Below are 22,968 nucleotides of genomic sequence, written 5' to 3' on the forward strand. Positions count from 1 at the left end.
TGGCTACGCGGCAGCCAGGACCTGGTCGGCGTCGAGGATCGTGTAGGCGTACCCCTGCTCGGCGAGGAACCGCTGCCGGTTCTGCGCGAAGTCCTGGTCCACCGTGTCCCGTGCCACGAGGGTGTAGAACGACGCCGGCAGACCGTCCTTGTTCGGCCGGAGCAGTCGGCCGAGCCGCTGGGCCTCCTCCTGCCGTGAGCCGAACGAGCCGGACACCTGGATCGCCACCGTGGCGTCCGGCAGGTCGACCGAGAAGTTCGCGACCTTCGACACCACCAGGACGTCGATGGACCCCTCGCGGAACGCCTGGAACAGCCGCTCGCGTTCGTCGACGGGGGTCGACCCCGTGATCTCCGCGGCGTCGAGCGACGCGGCGAGCTCGTCGAGCTGGTCGATGTACTGCCCGATGACGAGGATCTGCTCGCCGTGGTGCTTGCCGATGAGCTCGCGCACGACCGGGGTCTTCGCCGGCGAGGTCGCGGCGAGGCGGTAGCGCTCGTCGTCACCGGACGCCGCGTACTCCAGGCGGTCCTGGTGCGGCAGGTCGATGCGGACCTCGTAGCAGGCAGCGGGGGAGATGTACCCCTGGGCCTCGATCTCCTTCCACGGGGCGTCGTAGCGCTTCGGCCCGATGAGCGAGAAGACGTCACTCTCGCGACCGTCCTCGCGCACGAGCGTCGCCGTGAGCCCGAGCCGGCGACGTGCCTGCAGGTCGGCGGTCAGCTTGAACACCGGTGCGGGCAGGAGGTGGACCTCGTCGTAGACGATGAGCCCCCAGTCGAGCGCGTCGAGCAGCGACAGGTGCGTGTACTCGCCCTTCCGACGGGCGGTGAGGATCTGGTAGGTCGCGATGGTGACCGGTCGGATCTCCTTCGAGGTGCCGGAGTACTCGCCGATGTCCTCGGACGTGAGCGTGGTGCGGCGGAGCAGCTCGTCGCGCCACTGCCGCGCGGAGACGGTGTTCGTGACGAGGATGAGCGTCGTCGCCTTGACGGTCGCCATCGCCCCGGCGCCGACCAGCGTCTTGCCCGCACCACAGGGCAGCACGACGACGCCGGACCCCTGCGCGAAGAACGTGTCGACGGCCTGCTCCTGGTACGGACGCATGTGCCACGACTCGGTGTCGAGGTCGATCGGGTGCGGCTGCCCCGGCGTGTAGCCCGCCAGGTCCTCCGCCGGCCAGCCGAGCTTCACCAGCTCCTGCTTGACCTGACCGCGGGCCCACGGCTGCAGCGCGACCTCGTTCGGGGACCGCTGGTCGCCGAGCAGGGGCTTGATGCGCTTCGACCGGGTCACCTCGGCGAGCACCGCCGGGTCCTCCGCCGTGAGCAGCAGGACCGGCTGGCGCTCGAGCTCCTCGGTCGGGGAGTTCGCGATCGCCGGGGCGTCCTCGCGCTCCTCGCGCCGGATGACGAGTCGTCCGTACCGCGAGACCGTGTCGCGGATGTCGACCGTGACGCTCTGCGGGACCGGGAACTTGGCGAACCGCTCGAGCGTGCCGGTCATCGAGTCGGCGTCGTGTCCGGCCGCGCGGGCGTTCCACAGACCGAGCCGCGTGATGCGGTACGTGTGCACGTGCTCGGGCGCGCGTTCGAGCTCGGCGAAGGCCGCGAGTTCGTGCCGGGCGTCCTCGGCGTCGGGGTGGGCGACCTCGAGGAGCACGGTGCGGTCACTCTGCACGATCAGCGGTCCGTTCATGACGGATCAGCCTAGGCGGCGCGCCTGCGAGCAGTCGCCGTCAGCGCGCTGTGGTGGAGAACCGGCCCCTCCGGCACGGGTGTGCAGGACGGCCCGGGGCCTCACGCCTCGCTGTCGACCGCCACGACGAGCGACAGCGGCAGCGTGCGCTCGACGTCCACCGCGGTGTCGCGGCCCCGCACGCGGCCGGCCGCGACGGACGTCGGCACGATGGAGAACGGCCGCTCGGAGCCGTCCGGCATCCGCACCGTGAGCCGGATCGGCGTCTTGCCGCGCACCGCCAGGTCGATCTGCCGACCGAGCCACTCCTGCTCCGGCTCCGCCTCGCCGCGCTCGGTCGTCAGCCGCAGCCGCTCCACGAGCGCGCGGGCGGCCTGCTCCGGCGTCCGCCCGGCGGCACGGCGACGGACGGGAGGCGCGTCCTGCGTCACGGGTCGGGCCGCGGCCGTCAGCACGGCCGGGTAGCGCTGCTCCTCGAGCGCCGCGTGCACCACGTGCGGCGGGTGGGCGGTCGCGAGGGTCGTCAGGTCGAGGCGGTCCCAGCCCAGCTGCCGCAGCTCGGCGTCGACCCCGACCAGGTCGAGCTGGTCGGGCGTCCCGACCACCCGTGTCCCGGTACCGGTCGGGTCCACATCGACGACGATGCCCCCGTCGCGCGCCGCGACCTGGTCGACGACGTACCGCAGCGGTTGGGGCACGTCGGTCGCGGACAGGCGGTCGAGCAGCGCGAGCAGGTCGTCGCGGGTCGCACCCGCGCGGAGGGCACGGCGGACGGAGTCCTCCGAGACGCGGTACCGCGCGGCGAGGCCGGGCGCCTCGAGGTCGGCGACGCTCCGGAGCGCCTCGTCGTCCGCGGGGGAGAGCGGGCCGGGAGCGATGACGGTCAGGTCGTGCTGCAGGTACACGCCCTCGACGGTCGGCGGCAGGTCCGCCGTGGCCGCCGCGACGTCGCCGTCGAGCACCGCACGGCCGGTCGGGGTCACCCGGCCGTCGACGGCGGTGCCGAGGACCTCGGCCGTGCCGCCGACGTCGAGCAGGACCGCGTCGAGCCAGCGCGCCCCGGCCGGGAACGCCCAGCGCCCGACGGACACCAGGTCGCGGAGGTCGTCGTCCGCGGCTGCGAGCACGTCGTGGACGGCGGGGTCGAGCGACCGCCACCACCGCGTCGCGAGGTCGACCCAGCGCTCCGGCCAGGCGGTGCCGAGCCAGGAGCGACCGTCGTCCGTGACGCTCCACCGGCCCTCGCCGGCGTCCGCGAGACTCGTCCGACCGAGCAGGGCCAGGCGGTCCGGCACCACCTCGGGCTCGGCGCCGACGCGCTCGCCGAGCGTCCGGGCGAGCGGTGTGCCGATGCCGCCCTTGACCAGTTCGCGGACCTCGCCCGCGTCGACCGCGCGCAGCAGCTCGGCGAGCACCGTCATCGTCGCGAAGGCGCGCTCCGCTCCGGTGGCACGGGCGCGGGCCGGATCGGTGTCTGTGGCTGTGTCGGCCGTCTCCGGAGCGGCGGCCGCGGGGCGGGGCTCCTCCGTGCCTCCCGTCCGCAGCGCCGTGACCTCGGGGGAGGCGGCCAGGCGGGCGGCGACCGCGTCGTCGACGGCGCCCGCGTCGTCCGCCAGGCCGAGTGCGACCGCAGGTGCCAGTGCGTCGGGGTCCGCGGCGCCGTCGCGGAGCGCGAGGAGCGTGGCGCGCGGCAGGTGCTCGAGCGCGGCGTCCACCGCGTCGTCGGTGCGGAGCGCCTCGGCCAGGTCGAAGAAGTCGGACGCGTGCTGGGGCCCGGAGTCGGCGAGGACGGCTGCGGGCAGCCGTCGGGCGACGACGAGCCGCTCGAGCTCGTCGTCGGGCATCGCCCGGAGGCGGGCGGCCAGGTCGGCGGTGGTCGTCATCGTCCGCCCCGACGGTCGGCGCGGGGGATCAGCGTGCCGACCGGTTCTCGCGGGCGCGCTTCGACCACGTGATGCCGAGCAGGACGATCACGAGCACCATCCCGATCGGCAGACCGATCAGCGGGATCGCCATGATGACCGGCCAGGGCATCGAGCCGTTGGCGCTCGGCACCGTCAACCACATCACGACCATGGCGATGATGCAGAGGATGCCGGCGACGAAGATCCCACCGATCATGAACCCGAGGACGCGTTCGGTACGATTGAACGTCATCGAGGGCTCCGCTGCTTCGCGGGGGGTCCCGGTGGATCGGGTCGGCTTGGCCATCGGCCCAGGATATCCGACGCACCACGGCCGTTCCACGACCACGAGGAGACCACGCATGCCCACCGGCAAGGTCAAGTTCTACGACGAGCAGAAGGGCTTCGGGTTCATCACCGGCGACGACGGCGAACCCGTGTTCCTGCACGCGTCCTCGCTGCCGGACGGAACCACCTCGGTCAAGGCCGGCACGCGCCTGGAGTACGGCGTCGTGCAGGGCAAGAAGGGCTCGCAGGCGCTGACCGTGCGGCTGCTCGAGACCCAGCCGTCGCTGTCGAAGCGCTCCCGGCGCTCGGCGGACGACATGGCGGTGATCGTCGAGGACCTCGTGAAGGAGCTCGACAGGATCAGCGGGGACCTCCGCCGCGGTCACTACCCGAAGAACGGCGAGCGTCTCGCCGCGATCCTGCGCCACGTCGCAGACCAGCTGGACGCCTGATGGAGGACGTCACGGAGCTCGCGCGCACGGCGCTGCTCGAGGTCACGCCCGAGTCGACGGTCGGTCAGCAGGTCGGCACGGTCGACGAGGGCGACGGGGTCGTCTCCGTCCTCTTCGCGAACCGCATGCCCGGCTACCCCGGCTGGCGCTGGACGGTCTCGGTCGCGCAGGTCGAGGGCGACGAGCCCACCGTGCTCGAGGTCGAGCTCATGCCGGGGGACGGGTCGCTGGTCGCGCCGGAGTGGGTGCCGTGGGCCGACCGGATGGCGGAGTACCGCGCCGGACAGGACGACGAGGGCGACGACGACGAGTCGGACGACGAGGGCGACGACGAGGGCGACGACGACGACCTCGACGAGGACGCCGACGAGGAAGCCGACTACGAGGACCCGGACGACGACGAGGCGGACGACGACGCCTCGGACGACGACGACGACGCCGACGACGACGAGTTCGACGACGACGAGGACGACCTCGGGGAGTCGGACGACGACGAGCTCGACGGGGTCGACGTGGACGCTGCCGCCGAGCAGGACGACGCCGAGCAGGACGAGGGCGACGCCATTGACGAGGAGACCGTCCCGACGCGCTCCCGCGGCGCCCGCCGCCGGGCGTCCCGCGTCCGTCCGACCGACCCCGACGAGGATCTCGAGGTCGACCGGCTCGACCCGGGGGAGACGGACCCGGAGCGCCACGGGGCCTGACCGCGGGTCACCCGGTCGGACCTGACGGACGACGGACGGGAGGCGCGGTGCCAGCCGGCACCGCGCCTCCCGTCCGTCGTGCTGGTGCGTCAGCCGCGCAGCGCGTCGACGACGTGGTCGATCGCCCGGACGAGCTTCGCGACGTCGTCCGGGTCGATCGCCGTGAAGGTCGCGACGCGGAGCTGGTTGCGGCCGAGCTTCCGGTACGGCTCGGTGTCGACGATCCCGTTCGCGCGGAGCGTCGCGGCCACGGCCATCGCGTCGACCGAGTCGTCGAGGTCGATGGTCGCGACGACCTGCGACCGGGCTGCGGGGTCCGTCACGAACGGCGTCGCGTAGTCGGAGGCCTCGGCCCAGTCGTACAGCGTCGAGGACGACGTCCGCGTCCGGGTGTCCGCCCACGCCAGGCCACCGGACTCGTTGATCCAGCCGATCTGGTCGTCGAGCAGCAGCAGGGTCGCGAGCGCCGGGGTGTTGAGGGTCTGGTCGAGCCGGGAGTTGTCGACGGCGTTCTTGAGCGACAGGAACTCGGGCACGTACCGGTCGCTCGCGGCGATCCGCTCCACGCGCTCGAGCGCGGCGGGGGAGAACAGCGCGAGCCAGAGGCCACCGTCCGACGCGAAGTTCTTCTGCGGGGCGAAGTAGTAGACGTCCGTCGCGGAGACGTCGAACGCCGCACCGCCGGCGGCGCTCGTGGCGTCGACGACGGTCAGTGCGCCCGCGTCGCCCTCGGCCCGGACGACCGGGGCCATGACGCCGGTCGAGGTCTCGTTGTGCGGGTACGCGTAGACGTCGACGCCCTCGACCGGTTCGAGTGCGGCGAGGGAGCCGCCGGGTGCCTCGACGACGTGCGGCGCCTCGAGCCACGGGGTCTGCACGGCCTTGGCGAACTTGGAGCCGAACTCGCCGAAGGACAGGTTCTCGGCGCGGCGCTCGACGAGCCCGAAGGCGGCGGCGTCCCAGAACGCGGTGGAGCCGCCGTTGCCGAGGACGACCTCGTAGCCGTCCGGCAGCTGGAAGAGGTCGGCCAGGCCACGGCGGACGCTGCCGACCAGGTCCTTGACGGGCTTCTGGCGGTGGGACGTGCCGAGGATCGTCGCCCCGCGGGTCACGAGGGACTCGAGCTGTGCGCCACGGATCTTGGACGGGCCGCAGCCGAAGCGTCCGTCGGTGGGGAGGAGTTCAGCGGGGATGACGATGTCTGCCATGCGCCGATCCTAGCCAGTGGTATCCCAGCGCTCCCGCCCCTGGACCGGCCGGACGGGGCGGAGGTGCGCCGTGCCTCCCGTCCGTCCAGCGTGCCGGCGGTGCCGCCTCGTCGTCGTGCTCAAGTAGGGTGGACCGGGCTGGTCCCGGACATGAGAGGCGACACGCGTGACCGATCTCGTCGACACCACGGAGATGTACCTGCGGACGATCCTCGACCTCGAGGAAGAGGGGATCGTCCCGCTGCGCGCGCGCATCTCCGAGCGGCTGGGGCACTCCGGTCCGACGGTCTCGCAGACCATCGCCCGCATGGAGCGCGACGGCCTGGTCGTCGTCTCCGGCGACCGGCACCTGGAGCTCACCGGCGAGGGACGCTCCCGCGCGACCCACGTGATGCGGAAGCACCGGCTCGCCGAACGCCTGCTCGCCGACGTCATCGGGCTCGACTGGGCGTTCGTGCACGACGAGGCCTGCCGGTGGGAGCACGTGATGAGCGAGCAGGTCGAGGTCCGCCTGCTCGAGATGCTCGGCAACCCGACCGAGTCCCCCTACGGCAACCCGATCCCCGGGCTCGCCGAGATCGGCGGTCCCACCGCCGGACACTTCCTCGACGGCGTGCAGAACATCGTCGCGGCGACGGACGGCACCGACGCGGTGGCGACCGGTGTCGTGCGGCGTCTCGGGGAGCCCGTGCAGTTCGAACCGGAGCTGCTGCACCAGCTGCGCATCGCGGGCGTCATGCCCGGTCGCGTCGCGAGCGTGCAGCGTGCCGGGGCGTACGTGGCTGTCCGGGTCGAGGGCGAGGACGCCGGCATCGAGCTGCCGACCGAGGTCGCCCAGCACGTCTACATCGAGCGCTCCTGAGGCGAGCCGGAGCCACCCGAGCCTGAGAATGGGCTCATGCTGGCGCCCGGGTCCCGCTCCTGACCAGGGCTTCGTGATCGTTCCGTTACCGAACGGTCGTTTCGTCTCGACAAGGTAACGGCCCCCACGTACACTCGTCGAGTCCCCGGGCCGCCCACAGAGGCCCAGGACCCGTGGCAGGACGTCTCGACCCGTCTCCTGCCTGGATCGGAGACGATGACGAACGGATGGGGTCCACCCCTCCGCCCCACCCAGGCGGAGACGGGGGACGAGACGCCGGAGACACCGCCCTTGACGCAGACCGGTTCCGCCGCGGACGCCCCGACGCCCGCAGCTCCGACGCCCGCCCTTCCGATGGCCGCAGCCCGCACGACCACCGCGGACGCCACCGCCGCGCCGCTCACCCGACGAGCAGCCCGCGAGGCCTCGACGCCGGTCCGCCGCGTCACCCCGGTCCGCGACGCCCCGCTGCCCGGCGGACGCCGTGCCGCGCAGGCCGCCCGCGCCGCCGAGACCGCCAAGGCGAGCATTGCGGCCCGCAAGCGTCGCTTCCTCGCCCCGGTGGTGCTCACCGTGGCCGCCGGCATGTTCGGCACCGTCGCCGTCGCCCCGGCCTTCGCGGCGACGCAGCAGACCGGGACCGACGCCGCGACCGCGCAGCGCCAGGTCCGTGCCGCCGAGGCGCAACAGTTCTCGGTCTCCGACGCCGTCGCCCTCGCCGGGACCTCGCGTGACGGCTTCGGTGCCACCGCGCAGTCGACGCTCGACGCCGAGGCAGCGCAGCAGGCCGCCGCGAAGGCAGCGCAGCAGGCCGCGGCGAAGCAGGCCTCGGACGCGGCCGCCACGCAGGCAGCGCGCGCCCAGACCGCGAAGCAGTACTCGTCGTACAGCGGCCCGAGCGCCGACGAGATCGCCACGTCGGCGACTGCCGCGAACACCCCGTTCTCGCTCCCGGCCGTCGTCGCGACCGCGAAGCAGTACATCGGCACCCCGTACGTCTTCGGCGGCGCCGACCCGTCCGGCTTCGACTGCTCCGGCTACGTCATGTACGTGTACGCGCAGTACGGCATCAGCCTCGCGCACTCCGTGCCGCTGCAGGACCAGGCCGGCACCACGATCCCCGAGTCCGAGGCGCAGCCCGGCGACGTGGTCATCTTCAACAACGAGGCGCACGACGGCTTCTACATGGGCAACGGCATGATCATGGACGCGCCGAAGCCCGGCGGTGCCGTCTCGATCCGCCCGATCTGGACGAGCGACTACCACATCGTCCGCTTCGGCATCTGACGCCAGCCCGCGCACCACGTCGGACGGCCCTCGTGTCGTTCCCGTGAACACTCCCGGAAACCGGCCCGCACACCCTCGTGCTGGGCCGGTTCCTGACGTAGCCTGGTCCCGCACCGGTCCGATCCGGCCCGAACACGGGAGACCTCATGTCAGCGTTCCGCACGACCCGCACCACGGGTCGGCGCGCGCTCGTGGACATACGGTCGACCGCCCCCTGCGTGCACCATCACGCCCCTGTCTGACGAGAGCACTGCCCATCCGGGTGGTGCTCTTCGCGGTTCCGGGCGTGGTCGCAGACCGCGGTCCCCTGTCGGCGACGCTCGGCCCGACGCACCCGCAGCGCCTGGAAGCCGTCCAGGCACCGTCGGAAGGGAACCCATGCGCACTCTCGTCCTCAACGCCGGTTACGAGCCCCTCGCGGTGATCTCGGACCGACGGGCCCTCGTGCTGGTCATGAACCAGAAGGCCGCCATCGTCGCCGCCGACGCCGACCACCCGGTCACCGGGTCGACGACGAGCTTCGACCGACCGTCCGTCATCATCCTCACCCGGTACGTCCGCATCCCCCACGCGCGGCTCGTGCCCGTCTCGCGCCGCGGGGTCCTGCGGCGTGACGGCAACCACTGCGCCTACTGCGGTCGGCACGCGACCACGATCGACCACGTGCAGCCGCGGTCACGGGGCGGCCAGGACTCGTGGGAGAACCTCGTCGCCTGCTGCCTGGCGTGCAACAACACCAAGGGCGACCGCACGCCGCAGGAGATGGGGTGGCGCCTCCGGTTCCGGCCGAAGGCACCGCACGGGGCGTCCTGGGCCGTGCGCGGGATCGAGCGTCCGCAGTCGGAGTGGGACGAGTACCTGGTGGCCGCGTAGCGGTCAGTCGGGTCGCGTCGGGACGGACGGGAGGCGCGTGGCGGGGTCGCCACGCGCCTCCCGTCCGTCCGCGGTCGCGGTCGTGCGGGCGCTGGTGCCGGTGGGCGCTGGGCGCTGCTGCCGGGTGGTTCCGGGCGTACCGGGGCGGGTCGGGGGTACCTGGTCGTTCCGGACCACCAGGTACGCCCGATCCCGCTTCCCATCGCGACCGTCGTGGGAAGGAACGGGCGGGCGTAGCGTGCGCAGCATGAGCGAGACGCCGGTGATCGACGACGCCACCATCCAGGACCTCCGCACCCGGCTCCGTGCCACGCGCTGGCCGGACGCACCCGCCGGCACCGGGTGGTCGCTGGGCGTCGACGTGGACGAGCTCCGGCCGCTCGTCGAGTACTGGGCCGACGGCTTCGACTTCGACGCGCACCGGGCGGCGCTGGCGGCACTGCCCTCGCGCCGGGTGGCCGTCGACGGGATCGACTTGCACGTGCTCCATGCCCGGGCGGACACCGAGGACCCGCTGCCCCTGCTGCTGGCGCACGGCTGGCCGGATTCAGGGTGGCGGTACCGGAAGGTGCTGCCGGTGCTCGTCGCTGCCGGGTTCGACGTCGTCGTGCCGGACATGCCCGGGTACGGGTTCTCGGACGCGCCGCCGCGGGTGCTCGACGCCCGCGAGGTCGCCGGCATGTGGGCCACGCTCATGACCGACCTCGGGTACGAGCGCTTCGCCGTGTCCGGCGGGGACATCGGCACGCACGTCGCCCGGTACCTCGCGCTCGACCACCCCGACCGGGTCGTCGCCGTGCACCGGATCGACGGCGGCCTGGCCTGGCCGGGGCTCGACGAGACCGAGCTGTCGCCCGCGGAGCGCTCGTTCGTGCGTGCGACGGAGCAGTGGCGCACGGCGGAGGGCGCGTACGCGATGATGCACCGCACGAAGCCCCAGACCGCCGCGGTCGGCCTCACGGACTCGCCGGCCGGGCTCGCGGCGTGGATCGTCGAGAAGCTCCGGTCCTGGAGCGACTGCGGCGGCGACCTGTGGTCGGTGTACACGCGGGACGAGGTGCTCGCACTCCTGACCGAGTACTGGGCCACGGCGACGATCGGGTCGGCGATGCGGATGTACCACGCGAACGCGGCGATCCCGGCGGCGCAGCTGTCCCGTCGGGTCGAGGTGCCGTCCGGCTTCTCGGTGTTCCCGGGCGACATCGTCCGGGCGCCGCGGGAGTGGCTCGAGCGCACGACGAACCTCGTGTACCACCGGGAACTCGAGCGCGGCGGGCACTTCGCACCGTTCGAGGTGCCGGAGCTGTACGTCGAGGAGCTCCGGACGTTCCTGGAGCCGTACCGCGGGGCGATCCGCCGCTAGAGTGGTGGGGCCAGCCTCTGTAGCTCAACGGAAGAGCAGTTCCGTCCTAAGGAAACGGTTGGGGGTTCGAGTCCCTCCAGGGGCACATTTTCTCGAGCCGGACCGGGCCGGGTTCTCCACAACCGTCGCGCTGGACGGTAGCGCGGGCCGCGCGCCCCGTACGATTGACCCCGTGTCCAAGGTCCTGAGCAGTCTCCCCGTCGGCGAACGAGTCGGCATCGCGTTCTCGGGAGGGCTCGACACCTCCTGCGCGGTCGCCTGGATGCGCGAGAAGGGAGCGGTGCCCTGCACGTACACGGCCGACATCGGCCAGTACGACGAGCCGGACATCGACGCCGTCCCCGGTCGCGCGAAGGAGTACGGCGCCGAGATCGCCCGCATCGTCGACGCGAAGAGCGCCCTCGTGGAAGAGGGCCTCGTCGCGCTGCAGACCGGCGCCTTCCACATCCGCTCCGGCGGCAAGACCTACTTCAACACGACGCCCCTCGGCCGCGCGGTGACGGGCACGATGCTCGTCCGCGCCATGAAGGAGGACGGCGTCGACATCTGGGGCGACGGCTCCACCTACAAGGGCAACGACATCGAGCGGTTCTACCGCTACGGCCTCATGGCGAACCCGCGCCTGCGCGTCTACAAGCCGTGGCTCGACACCGAGTTCGTCGAGGAGCTCGGCGGTCGCAAGGAGATGAGCGAGTGGCTCGTCGCCCGCGGGTTCCCGTACCGCGACTCCACCGAGAAGGCCTACTCGACCGACGCGAACATCTGGGGTGCGACCCACGAGGCGAAGAGCCTCGAGGAGCTCTCGAGCGGTCTGGACATCGTCGAGCCGATCATGGGCGTCGCCGCCTGGCGTGACGACGTCGAGGTCGCCACGGAAGAGGTCTCCGTCCGCTTCGAGGCCGGTCGCCCGGTCGCGATCAACGGCACCGAGTTCGCCGACGCCGTCGCCCTCGTCTACGAGGCGAACGCGATCGGCGGTCGCCACGGCCTCGGTGCGTCGGACCAGATCGAGAACCGCATCATCGAGGCGAAGAGCCGGGGTATCTACGAGGCCCCGGGCATGGCCCTGCTCCACATCGCCTACGAGCGACTGCTCAACGCGATCCACAACGAGGACACCGTCGCGGCGTACCACAACGAGGGTCGCCGCCTCGGTCGCCTGATGTACGAGGGCCGGTGGCTCGACCCGCAGTCCCTCATGCTGCGCGAGTCGCTGCAGCGCTGGGTCGCCTCGGCCGTCACGGGCGAGGTCACGCTGCGCCTGCGTCGCGGCGACGACTACACGATCCTCGACACGACCGGTCCGGCGCTGTCGTACCACCCCGACAAGCTCTCGATGGAGCGCGTCGGCGATGCGGCCTTCGGTCCGGACGACCGGATCGGCCAGCTCACCATGCGGAACCTCGACATCGCGGACTCGCGTTCGCGCCTCGAGCAGTACGCGGCGGCCGGGCTGATCGGCGGCGCGACGGGCGAGCTCGTCGGCGAGCTGCAGTCGGGCGAGGCGGAGGAGATCCTCGGCGGAGCGATCGTCTCCAGCGAGGACGAGGCGCTCGGCCGCGCGACCGACGCGGCGTCCGAGGGTGCCGCGTTCGACTCCGGCACGGACTGACCCGCACCGCAGACGGACGGGAGGCGCGGTGCCAGCCGGCACCGCGCCTCCCGTCCGTCTGCTGTGACCGACTACCGCCGCTCGGCGGTCTCCGGACGCTTCTGCCGCCAGGGCAGGGCCGGCTGGCCCGGCGCGTCCCACACCTGCACGGCACCCCAGGCCGCCGCGAGCAGCGGGACCGAGATGATCGCACCGGTGATGCCGGCGAGGACCGTACCGGCGGTCAGGCCGATGAGGATGACCAGGCCGTGCAGCTTGAGCGTCTTGCCCATCAGGACCGGCTGCAGCAGGTTGCCCTCGAGCTGGTTCACGAGCACCACGACGCCGACGACGAAGAGCGCGGCGACCGGCCCGTTCGCGACCAACGCGACGAGCGCGGCGAGGATCCCGGCGGCCGTGGCACCGACGATCGGGATGAAGGCGGTGATGAACACGACGACGGCCAGGGGGAGCGCCAGCGGGACCCCGATGATCGCCAGACCGACGCCGATGCCGACCGCGTCCACCGCGGCGACGCTCGCCGTCCCGCGGACGTAGCCGCCGAGGGTCTGCACGACGCGGTCACCCACCCGGCGGGCGCGCTCGTAGCGGGCGCCGGTGAACGGGCGCAGCAGGAACTCCCAGATCGCCGGGCCGTCCTTGAGGAAGAAGAAGAGCACCACGATCATCAGCACGAGGCCGGTGAGGAAGTTCGCGGTGGCGGATGCCCCGGCCAGTGCGCCGGAGCCGAACTGCGAGCTGGTCAGGAAGCCCTGGACGCCCTTGACGGCCTCGTCGACCTGCTGGTCGGAGATCGCGAACGGCAGGTGCGCCACGAAGTCCTGCAGCTGGCCGAAGCCCTCGACGGCGGACTTCTGCAGGTCCGGCCACTGTGAGATCACCGCGACGACGATGAGCCAGCCGACGAGCCCGAGGACGATCAGCACCCCGACGAGGACGATCAGGGTCGCCAGCACGGACGGGACCTTGTGGCGGCGCAGCCAGGACACGACGGGGTGCATGGCCGAGGCGATGATGAGTGCGAGGAGCACCGGGATCGTCACGACGCTGAGGGTCGCAGCCGCGTAGACGATGCCGATCGCGATGACCAGCACGATGATCACCTGCAGGCACCGGGTGGCGAGGCTGCCGAAGCCGTCCGTCCACTTGCGGACGAAGGGGCCCGGGGTGGCGTCGGACGGGGCGGCGGTGTTGCCGAACAGGGGCATGGGGCTCCTCGGTGTCGTGCGGAGCCACCACGCTACCGATGCCGCGGCTCCTCGGGTCGGGCACCGACGGACCCGTGGAGAGCGCGGTCAGCCGACGGGCGCACGCGGATGCGGTCGCCGGTAAACGCATCGTCGTGGACGCGTGGTCCACCCACTCCTACCCTGGAGCAACCGGGTTCTCCTTCAGGGTCCCGTCGTCACGATGCCCTCGCGGTCTGCGAGGTCTGGCACAGCGGGACGGCCCGGTCGGATCCGGAGTGCGCACCACTCCGACGGAAGGCTGTCTCGTGACCGCCATGCGCTGCACGTGCTCCACGCACCTCGACTTCTCCGCGGGCCAGACCCGCTACCCCGTGTCCTCCCCCTTCGTCACGACCGCGCTGTCGGTGCTCTCGTGACGCCCCGCTTCGCAGAGGACTGGCACCGGCACGGCCTGCGTTCCCCCGACGAGGTCGCCCAGATGATCGCCGACCGCGTCGGCGGTACCTCCGACGCCGCGGGCCCGGCGGGCGCCGACCACGACGAACCGTCCTACGCCGACTTCCTCGGCAAGCAGGTCTGACGGCCGAGCAGGTCTGACCGCCGCGGCTACGGGACCCCCGGACAGGGGTATCGCGGCGCGGTGTGGCCCACGTGGAGAATCTCGGCAAGGGCTCCCAGGAGCCCTCCTCCGCCTCACCAGCGGAGTCCGGATCAGGGAGGACCCGACGTGCACGACCACGACACCCATCCGTTCGACCGTCACATCGGACCGCCGCACGTCGAGCGGTTCCGGTTGAGCCGCACCGACGAGACCCTGCGGGTCGTCTGCACGTGCGCGATCGGGGCGGACCACGACAACACGATCCGGCACGTCGCCCCGACGATCGGCTGAGTCCGGCCGGACGAGTCGGCCCGGTGAACGGGAGCCGGGTGCCCGCGGTGAATCCGGGCGCGGGTGGGGACGGCGCGCGATACTGGTCGCGTGCGTGAACTCCAAGCCACCATCGCCGCGGACCTCGACGTCCAGCCGACCATCGACCCGGAGCAGGAGGTCGCCCGACGCGTCGGGTTCCTCCGTGACTACCTGACCACCACCGGTGCGAAGGGCTACGTCCTCGCCGTGAGCGGCGGCCAGGACTCGACGCTCGCCGGGCGCCTCGTGCAGCTCGCCACCGAGTCCCTCCGGGCCGAGGGGCACGACGTCCGCTTCGTCACCGTGCGGATGCCGTACCGGGTGCAGGCGGACGAGGACGACGCGCAGCTCGCCCTGCAGTTCATCGCCGCCGAGCCGGGCATCGTCGTCAACATCGAGCACGGCGTCGACGGGGTCGTGCAGGACACGGCGGCGTCGGGCGTCGAGCTGAGCGACTTCGTCAAGGGGAACGTCAAGGCGCGGACGCGGATGGTCGCGCAGTACGCGGTCGCGGGGCAGCTCGGGCTCCTCGTCGTGGGGACGGACCACGCGGCCGAGGCCGTGACGGGCTTCTTCACGAAGTACGGCGACGGCGGCGTGGACCTCACGCCGCTCACCGGCCTCACGAAGACGCAGGGCCGGCAGCTGCTCGAGCACCTCGGTGCTCCGGCCCGCCTCTACGAGAAGGCACCCACCGCGGACCTGCTCGACGACCTGCCCGGTCAGACGGACGAAGCGAACCTCGGGCTCACCTACCTCGAGATCGACGCGTACCTGCAGGGGCACGACGTGCCGGACGAGGTCGCCGAGGCGATCGAGACGCGCTACCGCGCGACCGAGCACAAGCGTCGCGTCCCCGCGACGCCCTTCGACGAATGGTGGCAGCAGGGCGCGTAGGCACCCGACGCGACCACCGGACGGGAGGCGCGGTGCAGGTCCCGACCTGCACCGCGCCTCCCGTCGTGTCCGGCGGGGTTCTCCACAGCCCCCGTCCCGGGGCTGCCGCGGCACCGCGCCGCGCTCCTAGGATGGGCGCAACGGAACAACAGATGCGGAATCCCGGTCACGACCGACCGTGGCGGGCCCGCTCGGGGGAATCACCATGGAAGTCCTGCTCGCGCTCGGCGCCGTCCCGCTCGTCATCGTGGGGATCGTCGTCCTCGCCGTCATCGTGCTCGTGTACGCCAAGCTCGTCTACCGCAACGCCGGTGCGGACGAGGCGCTCATCATCACCGGCAAGCGGTCCCGCAAGGTCAAGAACCCGGACGGCACCGAGACGGTGGAGTCCGGCATCAAGGTCGTGCTCGGCGCGGGTGTGCTCGTCCGGCCGTTCTTCGAGCGGGTGGCGAAGATCTCGCTGTCCTCGCGGGCGATCGACATCAACGTGAACGCCCAGGACTCCCGCGGCGTCACGATCGACGTCGAGGCCGTGGCGCTCGTCAAGGTGGGCGAGGCCGACGCGTCGATCCGCGCGGCGGCGCAGCGCTTCCTCGGCCAGGAGAAGAAGATCGACGACTTCGCACGGGAGGTCCTCTCCGGATCGCTCCGCGCCTCGATCGGTGCCACCGACGTGTCGACGATCATCCGCAACCGCGACCAGCTCACGGTCGCGGTGCTCGACGTTGCGAAGGACGCCCTGCACAGCCAGGGGCTCGACGTCGACTCGTTCGAGATCAAGGGCATCTCCGACCGCAACGACTACATCAGCGACCTCGGTCGGGCCGAGCGTGCCCGCGTGCGGCTCGAGGCCGAGAACGCCGAGGCGCAGGCCGACCGCGAGGCACGTGAGGCCCGGGCCACCGCGGACCAGGCGATCGCCGAGGCCGAGAACACCCTCGCCATCCGTCGTGCCGCGCTGCAGCTCGACGCCGACCGTGCCTCCGCCGAGGCCGCTGCCGCCGGCCCGCTCGCCCAGGCACGGGCGTCCCAGGGCGTCGTCGAGCAGGAGCAGATCACCGCGCAGAAGCGAGCCGAGCTCCGTCGAGCCGAGCTCGAGTCCGAGGTCTCCGCCGTGGCCGAGGCGAACGCACGGAAGACCCGGGTCGAGGCCGAGGCCGCCGCGGCCGCACAGGTCGAGACCGCCCGCGCCCAGGCCGAGGCCCGCCGCATCTCGGCCGAGGCCGTCGCCGCCGAGGCGCAGGCCGAGGCCGCTGCCCGCAAGCTGGCGGCCGACGCCTCCCGTGCCGAGGGCGAGGCCGCCGCCGACGCGATCCGCGCCAAGGGCCAGGCCGAGGCCGACGCGACGAAGGCCCAGGCGGACGCACTCGCGCAGCACTCCGAGGCCGTCCTCCGCGTCAAGGCCATCGAGACGCTGCCGAGCATCGCCCGCGAGCTCGCCGCCCCGATGGGGAACATCGACAAGCTCACCGTGGTGTCCTCGGACGGCGCCGGTGCCCTGTCCAAGAGCGTCGTGAGCCAGTTCAGCGAGGTCGACGCGCTGCTCGGGACCACGGCCGGGTTCACGCTGAGCGACATCGTCAAGAGCACCACGACCGGCCAGGCCGCGGCGCGTGCCGTCGTCCGTGAGCAGGAGACCGCGACCGCGGACTGATCGGACGACCGGGCACGTCACGACGGGCGCGGCGGGATGCTCCCCGCCGCGCCCGTCGTCGTCCGTCCGGATGGTCCCGCCGTGGGACGGTCCCGGTGTCGGTCAGTCCTGCTCGCTGCCGTCCTCGTTGCGACGCTGCTGGCCGCCGGCGTCCTCGCGCTCGCCGAGCCCGTCGCGCTCCGCCGCCAGCCGCTGCTGCCACACGACGCTGCGCGCAGCACCGCCGAGGACGTCCTCGACGCTGCCGCCCGTCTTCGCCGCGAGTGCGCCGCTCAGTCCGGCGGTGAGCGTGCCACCGGCGGCGGCGAGCCGCTCCACCACCTCCTCCTGCCGCGGGGTGAGGGGTTCGTCGACCATGCTGTCGACGGTGTCGCGGATGTTCGCCTCGCTGGCGTCCAGCGCGGCGTCGTCCCCGGCGTGCAGGGCAGCGGCCTCGCCGACCACGACGAGTCCGAGTCGTGCAGCGTCGTCCTCGGGGCGGGAGCGTTCGGTGTCGTCGGTCATGGCGGGGACGGTACGCGCTGCACCCTGGGTCCCCCGGCATCGCGTGCGACCCGGGTGCGCCGAGCCTTGCGGTACGACGACGACACCCCGGGCCCGCGTCGTGCGGTCCCGGGGTGTCAGCGGTGCGGGAGGCTGCGTCAGCGGCGCGCGCCCCGCCCGGCGAAGCGCGTGTAGAGGAACAGGACGATGACGGCACCGATGATCGAGCCGATGATGCCGGCCGGCTGGAAGAAGCCGTCCATCGGGTCGTGCTGGAAGATCAGGAAGCCGAGGAACCCGCCGACGAACGAACCGACGATGCCGAGGACGATCGTCATGAGGATCGACATCTGCTGCTTGCCGGGGATGATCAGCCGCGCGAGGGCACCCGCGATGAGGCCGATGATGATGAGGCTGATGATGAGACCGAGCACGGTGTCCTCCTGGGGTCGGACCTTGCCGCGGTCAGGGGTGCCCGCGATCGTGGTCGGTGCCCGAGTGAACACCGGCTTCCCTCAGCACGTACCCAGCCTGCGCGGAGGTTCAGGTCCCGGGCGCCGGACCGGACCCGTCAGACGACGCCGCTGGCCGTCAGTGCGGCCTGCAGTTCGGCGTCCGAGGGCTCGACGAGGTGCCGGCCGTCCGGCAGGACCACCACGGGGATGTTCTTGCGTCCGCTGATCGCCTCCGCACGGTCCGCCGCGGACGGGTCCGCCTCGACGTCGACGTAGTCGTGGTCCACGCCGAGCCGGTCGAGCAGCGCCTTCGAGCGTCGGCAGTCGCGGCACCAGTCCGCACCGAACATGGTCACCTTGTCGTACGTCGCGTCGGTCATGTCCCAACAGTACGTCCGGCCGGGAACGGACATTCCCCGCACCGGGCAGCCGTGGCGGGGAGCACGATGGCGCCATGACCGCGATCCCGGACGGCGCCGTCCACCCGCACCACCGCCACGGCTGGTGGTGGAAGACCCTGCTCGCCGGGTTCCTGCTCTGGGTGGTGACGATCGTCGTCACCGTCGTCACGAGCAACACGAACCTCGTGCCGACGATCATCCTGCTCGGCAGCTTCCTGGTGCCGTTCACGGTGGTGCTCTTCGTCATCGAGCGGGTGACCGGCACGGTGAGCACGCTGCAGCTCGTCACGGCGTTCTTCGTGGGCGGGATCCTCGGCGTGCTCGGGGCGTCCCTGCTCGAGGCCGACCTGCGCCAGGACGCGTTCATCTACGTCGTGGTCGGGTTCGTCGAGGAGTTCGTCAAGGCCGTGCTGCTGCTCGTCGTCGGCTGGCGGGTGCGACCGAAGTCCGCGCGCCAGGGCGCCCTGCTCGGCGCGACGATCGGTGCCGGCTTCGCCGCGTTCGAGTCCGCCGGGTACGCCTTCAACGCGGCGATCACCCAGCGCGGCATCGACCTCGTCTCGCTGCTGCAGACCGAGGTGGTCCGCGCCGTGCTCTCGCCCGTGGGGCACGTGCTCTGGACGGCGATCATCGGCGCCGTCCTGTTCGGTGCCGCCCGCGGCGGTGCCCGGTTCCGGTGGTCGTGGTGGATCCCGGTCGCCTACGTCGTCTCCGCGGTGCTGCACGGCCTGTGGGACAGCAACGGGACGCTGTCGACCGTGCTTGCGTTCGTGCTCACGGGGACGCCGTTCTCCGCGGCGGCCTCGGGATCGGTGCCGCCGGGGCTCGCCGGCGTCGCGACGACGCTGTACGTCGTCGGGCTGCTCGTGGTGACGGCCGTCGGCGTCGTGGTCCTCGTCGGGGTCCTGCTCCACCACCGCCGCGTCGACCGTGCCCGATTGGACGCGCGGACCACCGACGCCCCGGTCTGGGCGACGACCCCGCCACCGCACGCCCCCTGACCACCCGACCCCGCCGTGGAACCGGCCAGCACCGCCACGGCACCGACCCGACCGCCGCGCGCCCTACGATTGCCCCATGCCGCAGCGACCCGACCCCGAGCGGGCCGTCTGGGCCTCCGCCGCCGTCCGTCGTTGCGCCGCCGCGACGAACCTGCTCCTCGCCGGCCGCGCCGTCCGGGTCCTCGGTGGCGACCCGCGCGACGCCGCGGCGCTCGCCGGGCTGCTGACGGCCCTCGGCGCCCGCGTCGCAGCGGACGACGAGCCGGTCGACCAGCTCTGGTGCCTCGGCGACCCGGACGAGTCGACCGCGGCCGTCGAACGTGCGGCCGACCGGCCCCGCGGCGCCACCCTCGTCGTCGTCGACGCCGGTCGGTACGCCCCGGCCGTCGACGAGGACGCCTTCGGCCCGGTCGCCCCGGCCCGCCCCGGGGTCCTCGCCGTCCCGGCGCTGTCCGACGACGTCTTCCTCGTCTCGACGGGCAGGGAGCCGGAGCACGACCCCGCCGCGGCCGCCCGGATCCGCTGGGCCCGTCGGTCCATGCCGGTCTCCCGTGCCCTGGCCGCCGACCTCCGCGACGACGGTCTGCTCCGCGGGACCCGGGTCGTCGTCGCGATGGTGCTCGAGCCGAAGACCGCGGTGCTCAGCCTGCTGCTCCGCGACGCGGGCGCCGACGTGGTCGTCTACGCCCACGCGGACGAGACCGACGACGCCGTCGCCGCGGTGCTCCGCGAGGCCGGCCTGCCCGTGCACGCGAGCAGCACCGCGTCGCTCGCCGAGCAGCGTGCGCTCGCGCTCGCCGCGCTCGACACCCGGCCGCACGTGCTGCTCGACGACGGGTCCCACCTGATCCGGCTCGCGCACCAGGAGCGGCCGGACCTGCTGCCGACGATGCTCGGCGCGGCGGAGGAGACGACGAGCGGCCTCCGCCCCCTGCGGGTGATGGCGGAACGCGGCACGCTGGGGATCCCGGTCGTCGCGGTCAACGACGCCCGCACCAAGACCGTCCCGGACAACCGGTACGGCACCGGGCAGTCGACGGTGTTCGCGACGCTCGACCTGGTCGACGGGCTCCCGTCCGGTGCCCACCGCGTCCGGCCGGGAGGCGCCGCCGTCGTCGCCGGGTACGGTCCGGTCGGCGAGGGGGTCGCCCAGGTGCTCGCGGGGCTGGGTCTCCGGGTGACGGTCGCCGACGTCGACCCGGTGCGTGCCCTGCAGGCACGGCTCGCCGGGCACGCCGTCGCGCCGCTGGTCGACGCCGTGCGCGGGGCGGACCTCGTGGTGAGCGCCTCGGGCGTGCCGGACACGATCGACCACGCGGTGCTCCGTGCGTGCGCCGCCGGTGCGGTCGTGTCGGTCGCGGGCGGCGTGGACCACGAGGTGGCCCTCGTCGACGCGGCGACCGCGGGTGCGGTCCGGGCGGCCGAGGCCCCGCACGCGGAACGGCTCACCTGGCCGGACGGGCACCAGGTGGTGGTGCTCGCCGGCGGCAACGGCGTGAACACCAGCGCCGCCGAGGGCAACCCCGTCGAGGTCATGGACCTGTCGTTCGCCGTGCAGCTCGGCGCGGTGCGGATGCTCCTGGAGCGCGGCGACGAGCTCGAGCGGGCCGTCGTGCCGGTCGACCCCTCGGTGGACGAGGCAACCGCCCGTGCGGCGCTCGCCGCATGGGGGAGCCGCCACGCGCCTCCCGTCCGGCTGGCCGCGCAACTCGCCGCGCAGCCCACCGACCGCGAGCCCGACGTCCGGACGCACCGTTTCGGGGACCCTTCGTGAGCGCAGCCTCCGTCGTGCGCGCGACCACGGCACCCGTCGTGGTGCACTCGGCGCGCGTCGTCGTCCCGATGACCGCGCCGCCGATCGCGGACGGCGCGGTCGCGGTGCAGGACGGCCGCATCCTGCACGTCGGCGACCGCTCGTGGGTCGTCGACCAGCTCGACTCGGTCGGGCGACCGTGGTCGGAACGGCGGTGGCGGGGCGCCCTCCTGCCGGGCCTGGTCAACGCGCACACGCACCTGCAGTACACCGGCATGTCCGGTGTCGGGCAGCGGCAGTACGCCGGCTTCGAGGCCTGGGCGGCCGCGTTCAACGAGGACTACGCGCTCCCGCACGACTGGCGCGCGGAGGCGTCGGCCGGAGCGGTCGCCTCGCTGGCGGCCGGGGTCACCAGCGTCGCGGACGTCGTCACCGACATCGAGGCCGCGGACGTCCTCGAGCAGCACGGCCTGGGCGGGATCGCGTACTGGGAGGTGATGGACTGGGAGAACGCCGCATGGGAGTCCCGCGGGCGCGACCAGGTCCTCGACGAGCTCGCACGCATCCCGACCACGCCCGGCGCGGGACTGTCCCCGCACGCGCCGTACTCGCTCGACGTGGCACCGCTCCTCGAGCTGCCGGACATCGTGCGCCAGCGGGGCCTCCGCCTGCACCTGCACCTCGGTGAGGCCGCCTTCGAGGGGGAGCGGATCGCCCTCGGACCCGTCCCCGGGCTCGAGGGGGTCGACGGCGTCGCGCGCTCCGCGGACTGGCACACCGCCGACTGGCACCTGGCGAACGTGCCGTCCTTCCGGGCGATGCGTGCGCTCGGCTTCGGGGCGAGCGCCACCGCGTTCGTCGACCGGCTGGGCGTCCTCGGCCCCGACTGCCACATCGCGCACGGCGTGTACGTGACCGCATCGGACCGGGCACTGCTCCGTGCACGCGGCACGACGGTCGCGCTCTGCCCGCGGTCGAACGCGGTGATCGGCCTCGACCCGCCGCCGGTCGCCGACTACCTGCGCGAGGGCAGCCCGATCGCCGTCGGCACGGACTCGCTGTCGTCCTCGCCCTCACTCGACCCGATGGCGGACGTCACCGCGCTGCACCGGATCGCCCGCGCGCAGGGCTACGGCCACCGCGACCTGCACGAACGGCTGCTCGCGGCCGTCACGCTCGGCGGCGCGCACGCCATGGGCACGGCGGTCGGACCGGACCGGGTCGGGCACCTGGCGGTCGGTGCCCGTGCCGACCTCGCGGTCTTCGACGTCGACGCGCGAACCGTGCCGGACGCCCTGGCCGAACTCGTCGAGGACGGAGCCGGTCGGGCCGTCGCGACGGTCGTGCGCGGCGCGGTCCGCGCGACGGACGGCGTCGTCCACCCCACCGCCGGCGCGGTCCCTCCGACCGCAGCCCACCCGATGCACCCCGCCCCCACCCGTCCCCTGGAGGAACGATGACCGACACCGCACCCCGCCCCGGCATGGTCGCCCGCCGCACCGTCACCGGTGAGCTGATCGAGTGGCTCGACGTGCCGCAGCGGGCCGTCGCCCTCGGCATGGACCCGCACCCGGAGGGTGGCTGGTACGCCCGCACCTGGACCTCGCCGGCGACCGTCGAGACCCCCGCGGGCGAGCGTCCCGCCGCGACGCTCATCCACTTCCTGCTGCCCCCGGGCGAGGCCTCGGCCTGGCACCGGGTGACGAGCGACGAGATCTGGATGTGGCACGGTCCGGACACCGTCGTGCTCGAGCTCGGCGGGTCCGGCGACCAGCCGGAGCCGGGCGACCGCATCACCCTCGGACCCGACGCCGGCCGGCACCGGGTGCACGACGCACAGGCGTTCGTCCGCGGCGGCGTCTGGCAGCGGACGCTCCCGGGCGAGGGCGAGGTGCTCCTCAGCTGCCTGGTCTCGCCGGGCTTCTCGTTCGACGACTTCACGATGGCGGAGTGAGCCGCGCCGGCGGTGC

23 protein-coding genes and 1 tRNA gene are annotated in these 22,968 nt (G+C 73.0%); 16 read left to right on the plus strand and 8 right to left on the minus strand.

Going from position 1 to position 22,968, the window contains the following annotated elements:
- Positions 1-3: 3 nt before the first annotated feature.
- The 3 genes from H7A69_RS05710 to H7A69_RS05720 form a co-directional block, all read right to left on the minus strand.
- Entirely contained in the window at positions 4-1,698 is a 1,695-nt protein-coding gene (locus H7A69_RS05710) for a DNA repair helicase XPB (RefSeq protein WP_182046172.1), read from the minus strand.
- Positions 1,699-1,799: 101 nt separating this feature from the next.
- Positions 1,800-3,581, minus strand: a complete 1,782-nt coding sequence (locus H7A69_RS05715; RefSeq protein WP_182046173.1) for a helicase-associated domain-containing protein — start codon at positions 3,579-3,581, stop codon at positions 1,800-1,802.
- A 28-nt stretch (positions 3,582-3,609) separates the two neighbouring features.
- On the minus strand, positions 3,610-3,909 hold the full coding sequence (locus tag H7A69_RS05720; RefSeq protein WP_141719005.1) for a hypothetical protein: 300 nt from the start codon (positions 3,907-3,909) through the stop codon (positions 3,610-3,612).
- A 55-nt stretch (positions 3,910-3,964) separates the two neighbouring features.
- Here H7A69_RS05720 and H7A69_RS05725 point away from each other — a divergent pair, with 55 nt between their 5' ends.
- Positions 3,965-4,342, plus strand: coding sequence for a cold-shock protein (locus tag H7A69_RS05725; RefSeq protein WP_182046174.1), 378 nt, complete (start codon positions 3,965-3,967; stop codon positions 4,340-4,342).
- A complete protein-coding gene (locus tag H7A69_RS05730; RefSeq protein ID WP_182046175.1) occupies positions 4,342-5,046 on the plus strand; it encodes a DUF3027 domain-containing protein in 705 nt (234 codons plus the stop codon). Before H7A69_RS05725 ends, H7A69_RS05730 begins: the two co-directional genes overlap by 1 nt.
- Before the next feature lie 89 nt (positions 5,047-5,135).
- Here the strand turns inward: H7A69_RS05730 and serC are convergent, their stop codons facing one another.
- Positions 5,136-6,254, minus strand: a complete 1,119-nt coding sequence (gene serC, locus H7A69_RS05735) for a phosphoserine transaminase (RefSeq protein WP_182046176.1) — start codon at positions 6,252-6,254, stop codon at positions 5,136-5,138.
- Positions 6,255-6,420: 166 nt separating this feature from the next.
- Between serC and H7A69_RS05740 the strand changes: the two genes are divergently transcribed.
- From H7A69_RS05740 to argG, 6 genes are all read left to right on the plus strand, one after another.
- Positions 6,421-7,116, plus strand: a complete 696-nt coding sequence (locus tag H7A69_RS05740) for a metal-dependent transcriptional regulator (RefSeq protein ID WP_069713327.1) — start codon at positions 6,421-6,423, stop codon at positions 7,114-7,116.
- A 291-nt stretch (positions 7,117-7,407) separates the two neighbouring features.
- Positions 7,408-8,403 carry a C40 family peptidase gene (locus H7A69_RS17610; protein WP_182046177.1) on the plus strand — a complete coding sequence of 332 codons (996 nt, stop codon included), beginning with the start codon at positions 7,408-7,410 and terminating at the stop codon, positions 8,401-8,403.
- A gap of 378 nt (positions 8,404-8,781) precedes the next feature.
- Positions 8,782-9,276: an HNH endonuclease gene (locus tag H7A69_RS05750; protein ID WP_182046178.1), complete on the plus strand. Its 495-nt coding sequence runs from the start codon at positions 8,782-8,784 to the stop codon at positions 9,274-9,276.
- Between the two features lie 247 nt (positions 9,277-9,523).
- The gene (locus H7A69_RS05755) at positions 9,524-10,639 is read left to right on the plus strand and encodes an epoxide hydrolase family protein (protein WP_182046179.1); all 1,116 of its coding nucleotides are present in this window, start codon (positions 9,524-9,526) and stop codon (positions 10,637-10,639) included.
- Positions 10,640-10,652: 13 nt separating this feature from the next.
- Positions 10,653-10,724, plus strand: a tRNA-Arg gene (locus H7A69_RS05760).
- An 87-nt stretch (positions 10,725-10,811) separates the two neighbouring features.
- Entirely contained in the window at positions 10,812-12,251 is a 1,440-nt protein-coding gene (gene argG / locus H7A69_RS05765; protein ID WP_069713331.1) for an argininosuccinate synthase, read from the plus strand.
- A gap of 71 nt (positions 12,252-12,322) precedes the next feature.
- On the opposite strand, the gene H7A69_RS05770 is transcribed toward argG, so the two are convergent.
- Positions 12,323-13,459, minus strand: a complete 1,137-nt coding sequence (locus H7A69_RS05770) for an AI-2E family transporter (protein ID WP_182046180.1) — start codon at positions 13,457-13,459, stop codon at positions 12,323-12,325.
- Positions 13,460-13,853: 394 nt separating this feature from the next.
- Here H7A69_RS05770 and H7A69_RS05775 point away from each other — a divergent pair, with 394 nt between their 5' ends.
- The 4 genes from H7A69_RS05775 to H7A69_RS05790 all read left to right on the plus strand — a co-directional run bounded on the left by H7A69_RS05775 (position 13,854) and on the right by H7A69_RS05790 (position 16,905).
- A complete protein-coding gene (locus tag H7A69_RS05775) occupies positions 13,854-14,021 on the plus strand; it encodes a hypothetical protein (RefSeq protein WP_182046181.1) in 168 nt (55 codons plus the stop codon).
- Between the two features lie 147 nt (positions 14,022-14,168).
- Positions 14,169-14,333 carry a hypothetical protein gene (locus H7A69_RS05780; protein ID WP_182046182.1) on the plus strand — a complete coding sequence of 55 codons (165 nt, stop codon included), beginning with the start codon at positions 14,169-14,171 and terminating at the stop codon, positions 14,331-14,333.
- A 90-nt stretch (positions 14,334-14,423) separates the two neighbouring features.
- Positions 14,424-15,251, plus strand: a complete 828-nt coding sequence (nadE, locus tag H7A69_RS05785) for an ammonia-dependent NAD(+) synthetase (RefSeq protein WP_182046183.1) — start codon at positions 14,424-14,426, stop codon at positions 15,249-15,251.
- A gap of 205 nt (positions 15,252-15,456) precedes the next feature.
- A complete protein-coding gene (locus H7A69_RS05790) occupies positions 15,457-16,905 on the plus strand; it encodes a flotillin family protein (RefSeq protein ID WP_182046184.1) in 1,449 nt (482 codons plus the stop codon).
- A 102-nt stretch (positions 16,906-17,007) separates the two neighbouring features.
- Here H7A69_RS05790 and H7A69_RS05795 read toward each other — a convergent pair whose 3' ends face one another.
- The 3 genes from H7A69_RS05795 to H7A69_RS05805 form a co-directional block, all read right to left on the minus strand.
- Complete coding sequence (locus tag H7A69_RS05795; RefSeq protein ID WP_141718792.1) at positions 17,008-17,409, minus strand: hypothetical protein; 402 nt, start codon at positions 17,407-17,409, stop codon at positions 17,008-17,010.
- 137 nt (positions 17,410-17,546) lie between these two features.
- On the minus strand, positions 17,547-17,822 hold the full coding sequence (locus tag H7A69_RS05800; protein WP_069711455.1) for a GlsB/YeaQ/YmgE family stress response membrane protein: 276 nt from the start codon (positions 17,820-17,822) through the stop codon (positions 17,547-17,549).
- 137 nt (positions 17,823-17,959) lie between these two features.
- The gene (locus tag H7A69_RS05805; RefSeq protein ID WP_182046185.1) at positions 17,960-18,223 is read right to left on the minus strand and encodes a glutaredoxin family protein; all 264 of its coding nucleotides are present in this window, start codon (positions 18,221-18,223) and stop codon (positions 17,960-17,962) included.
- Positions 18,224-18,297: 74 nt separating this feature from the next.
- Between H7A69_RS05805 and H7A69_RS05810 the strand changes: the two genes are divergently transcribed.
- From H7A69_RS05810 to H7A69_RS05825, 4 genes are all read left to right on the plus strand, one after another.
- A complete protein-coding gene (locus H7A69_RS05810; RefSeq protein ID WP_182046186.1) occupies positions 18,298-19,245 on the plus strand; it encodes a PrsW family intramembrane metalloprotease in 948 nt (315 codons plus the stop codon).
- A gap of 76 nt (positions 19,246-19,321) precedes the next feature.
- A complete protein-coding gene (locus tag H7A69_RS05815; protein WP_182046187.1) occupies positions 19,322-21,019 on the plus strand; it encodes an adenosylhomocysteinase in 1,698 nt (565 codons plus the stop codon).
- A complete protein-coding gene (locus H7A69_RS05820) occupies positions 21,016-22,458 on the plus strand; it encodes an amidohydrolase family protein (RefSeq protein WP_310648879.1) in 1,443 nt (480 codons plus the stop codon). The genes H7A69_RS05815 and H7A69_RS05820 overlap by 4 nt, the downstream gene beginning before the upstream one ends.
- On the plus strand, positions 22,455-22,952 hold the full coding sequence (locus H7A69_RS05825; protein WP_259346102.1) for a cupin domain-containing protein: 498 nt from the start codon (positions 22,455-22,457) through the stop codon (positions 22,950-22,952). The genes H7A69_RS05820 and H7A69_RS05825 overlap by 4 nt, the downstream gene beginning before the upstream one ends.
- Positions 22,953-22,968 lie beyond the last annotated feature (16 nt).

This window comes from Curtobacterium sp. ME26 (assembly GCF_903970945.1).
Lineage (GTDB): Bacteria > Actinomycetota > Actinomycetes > Actinomycetales > Microbacteriaceae > Curtobacterium > Curtobacterium citri.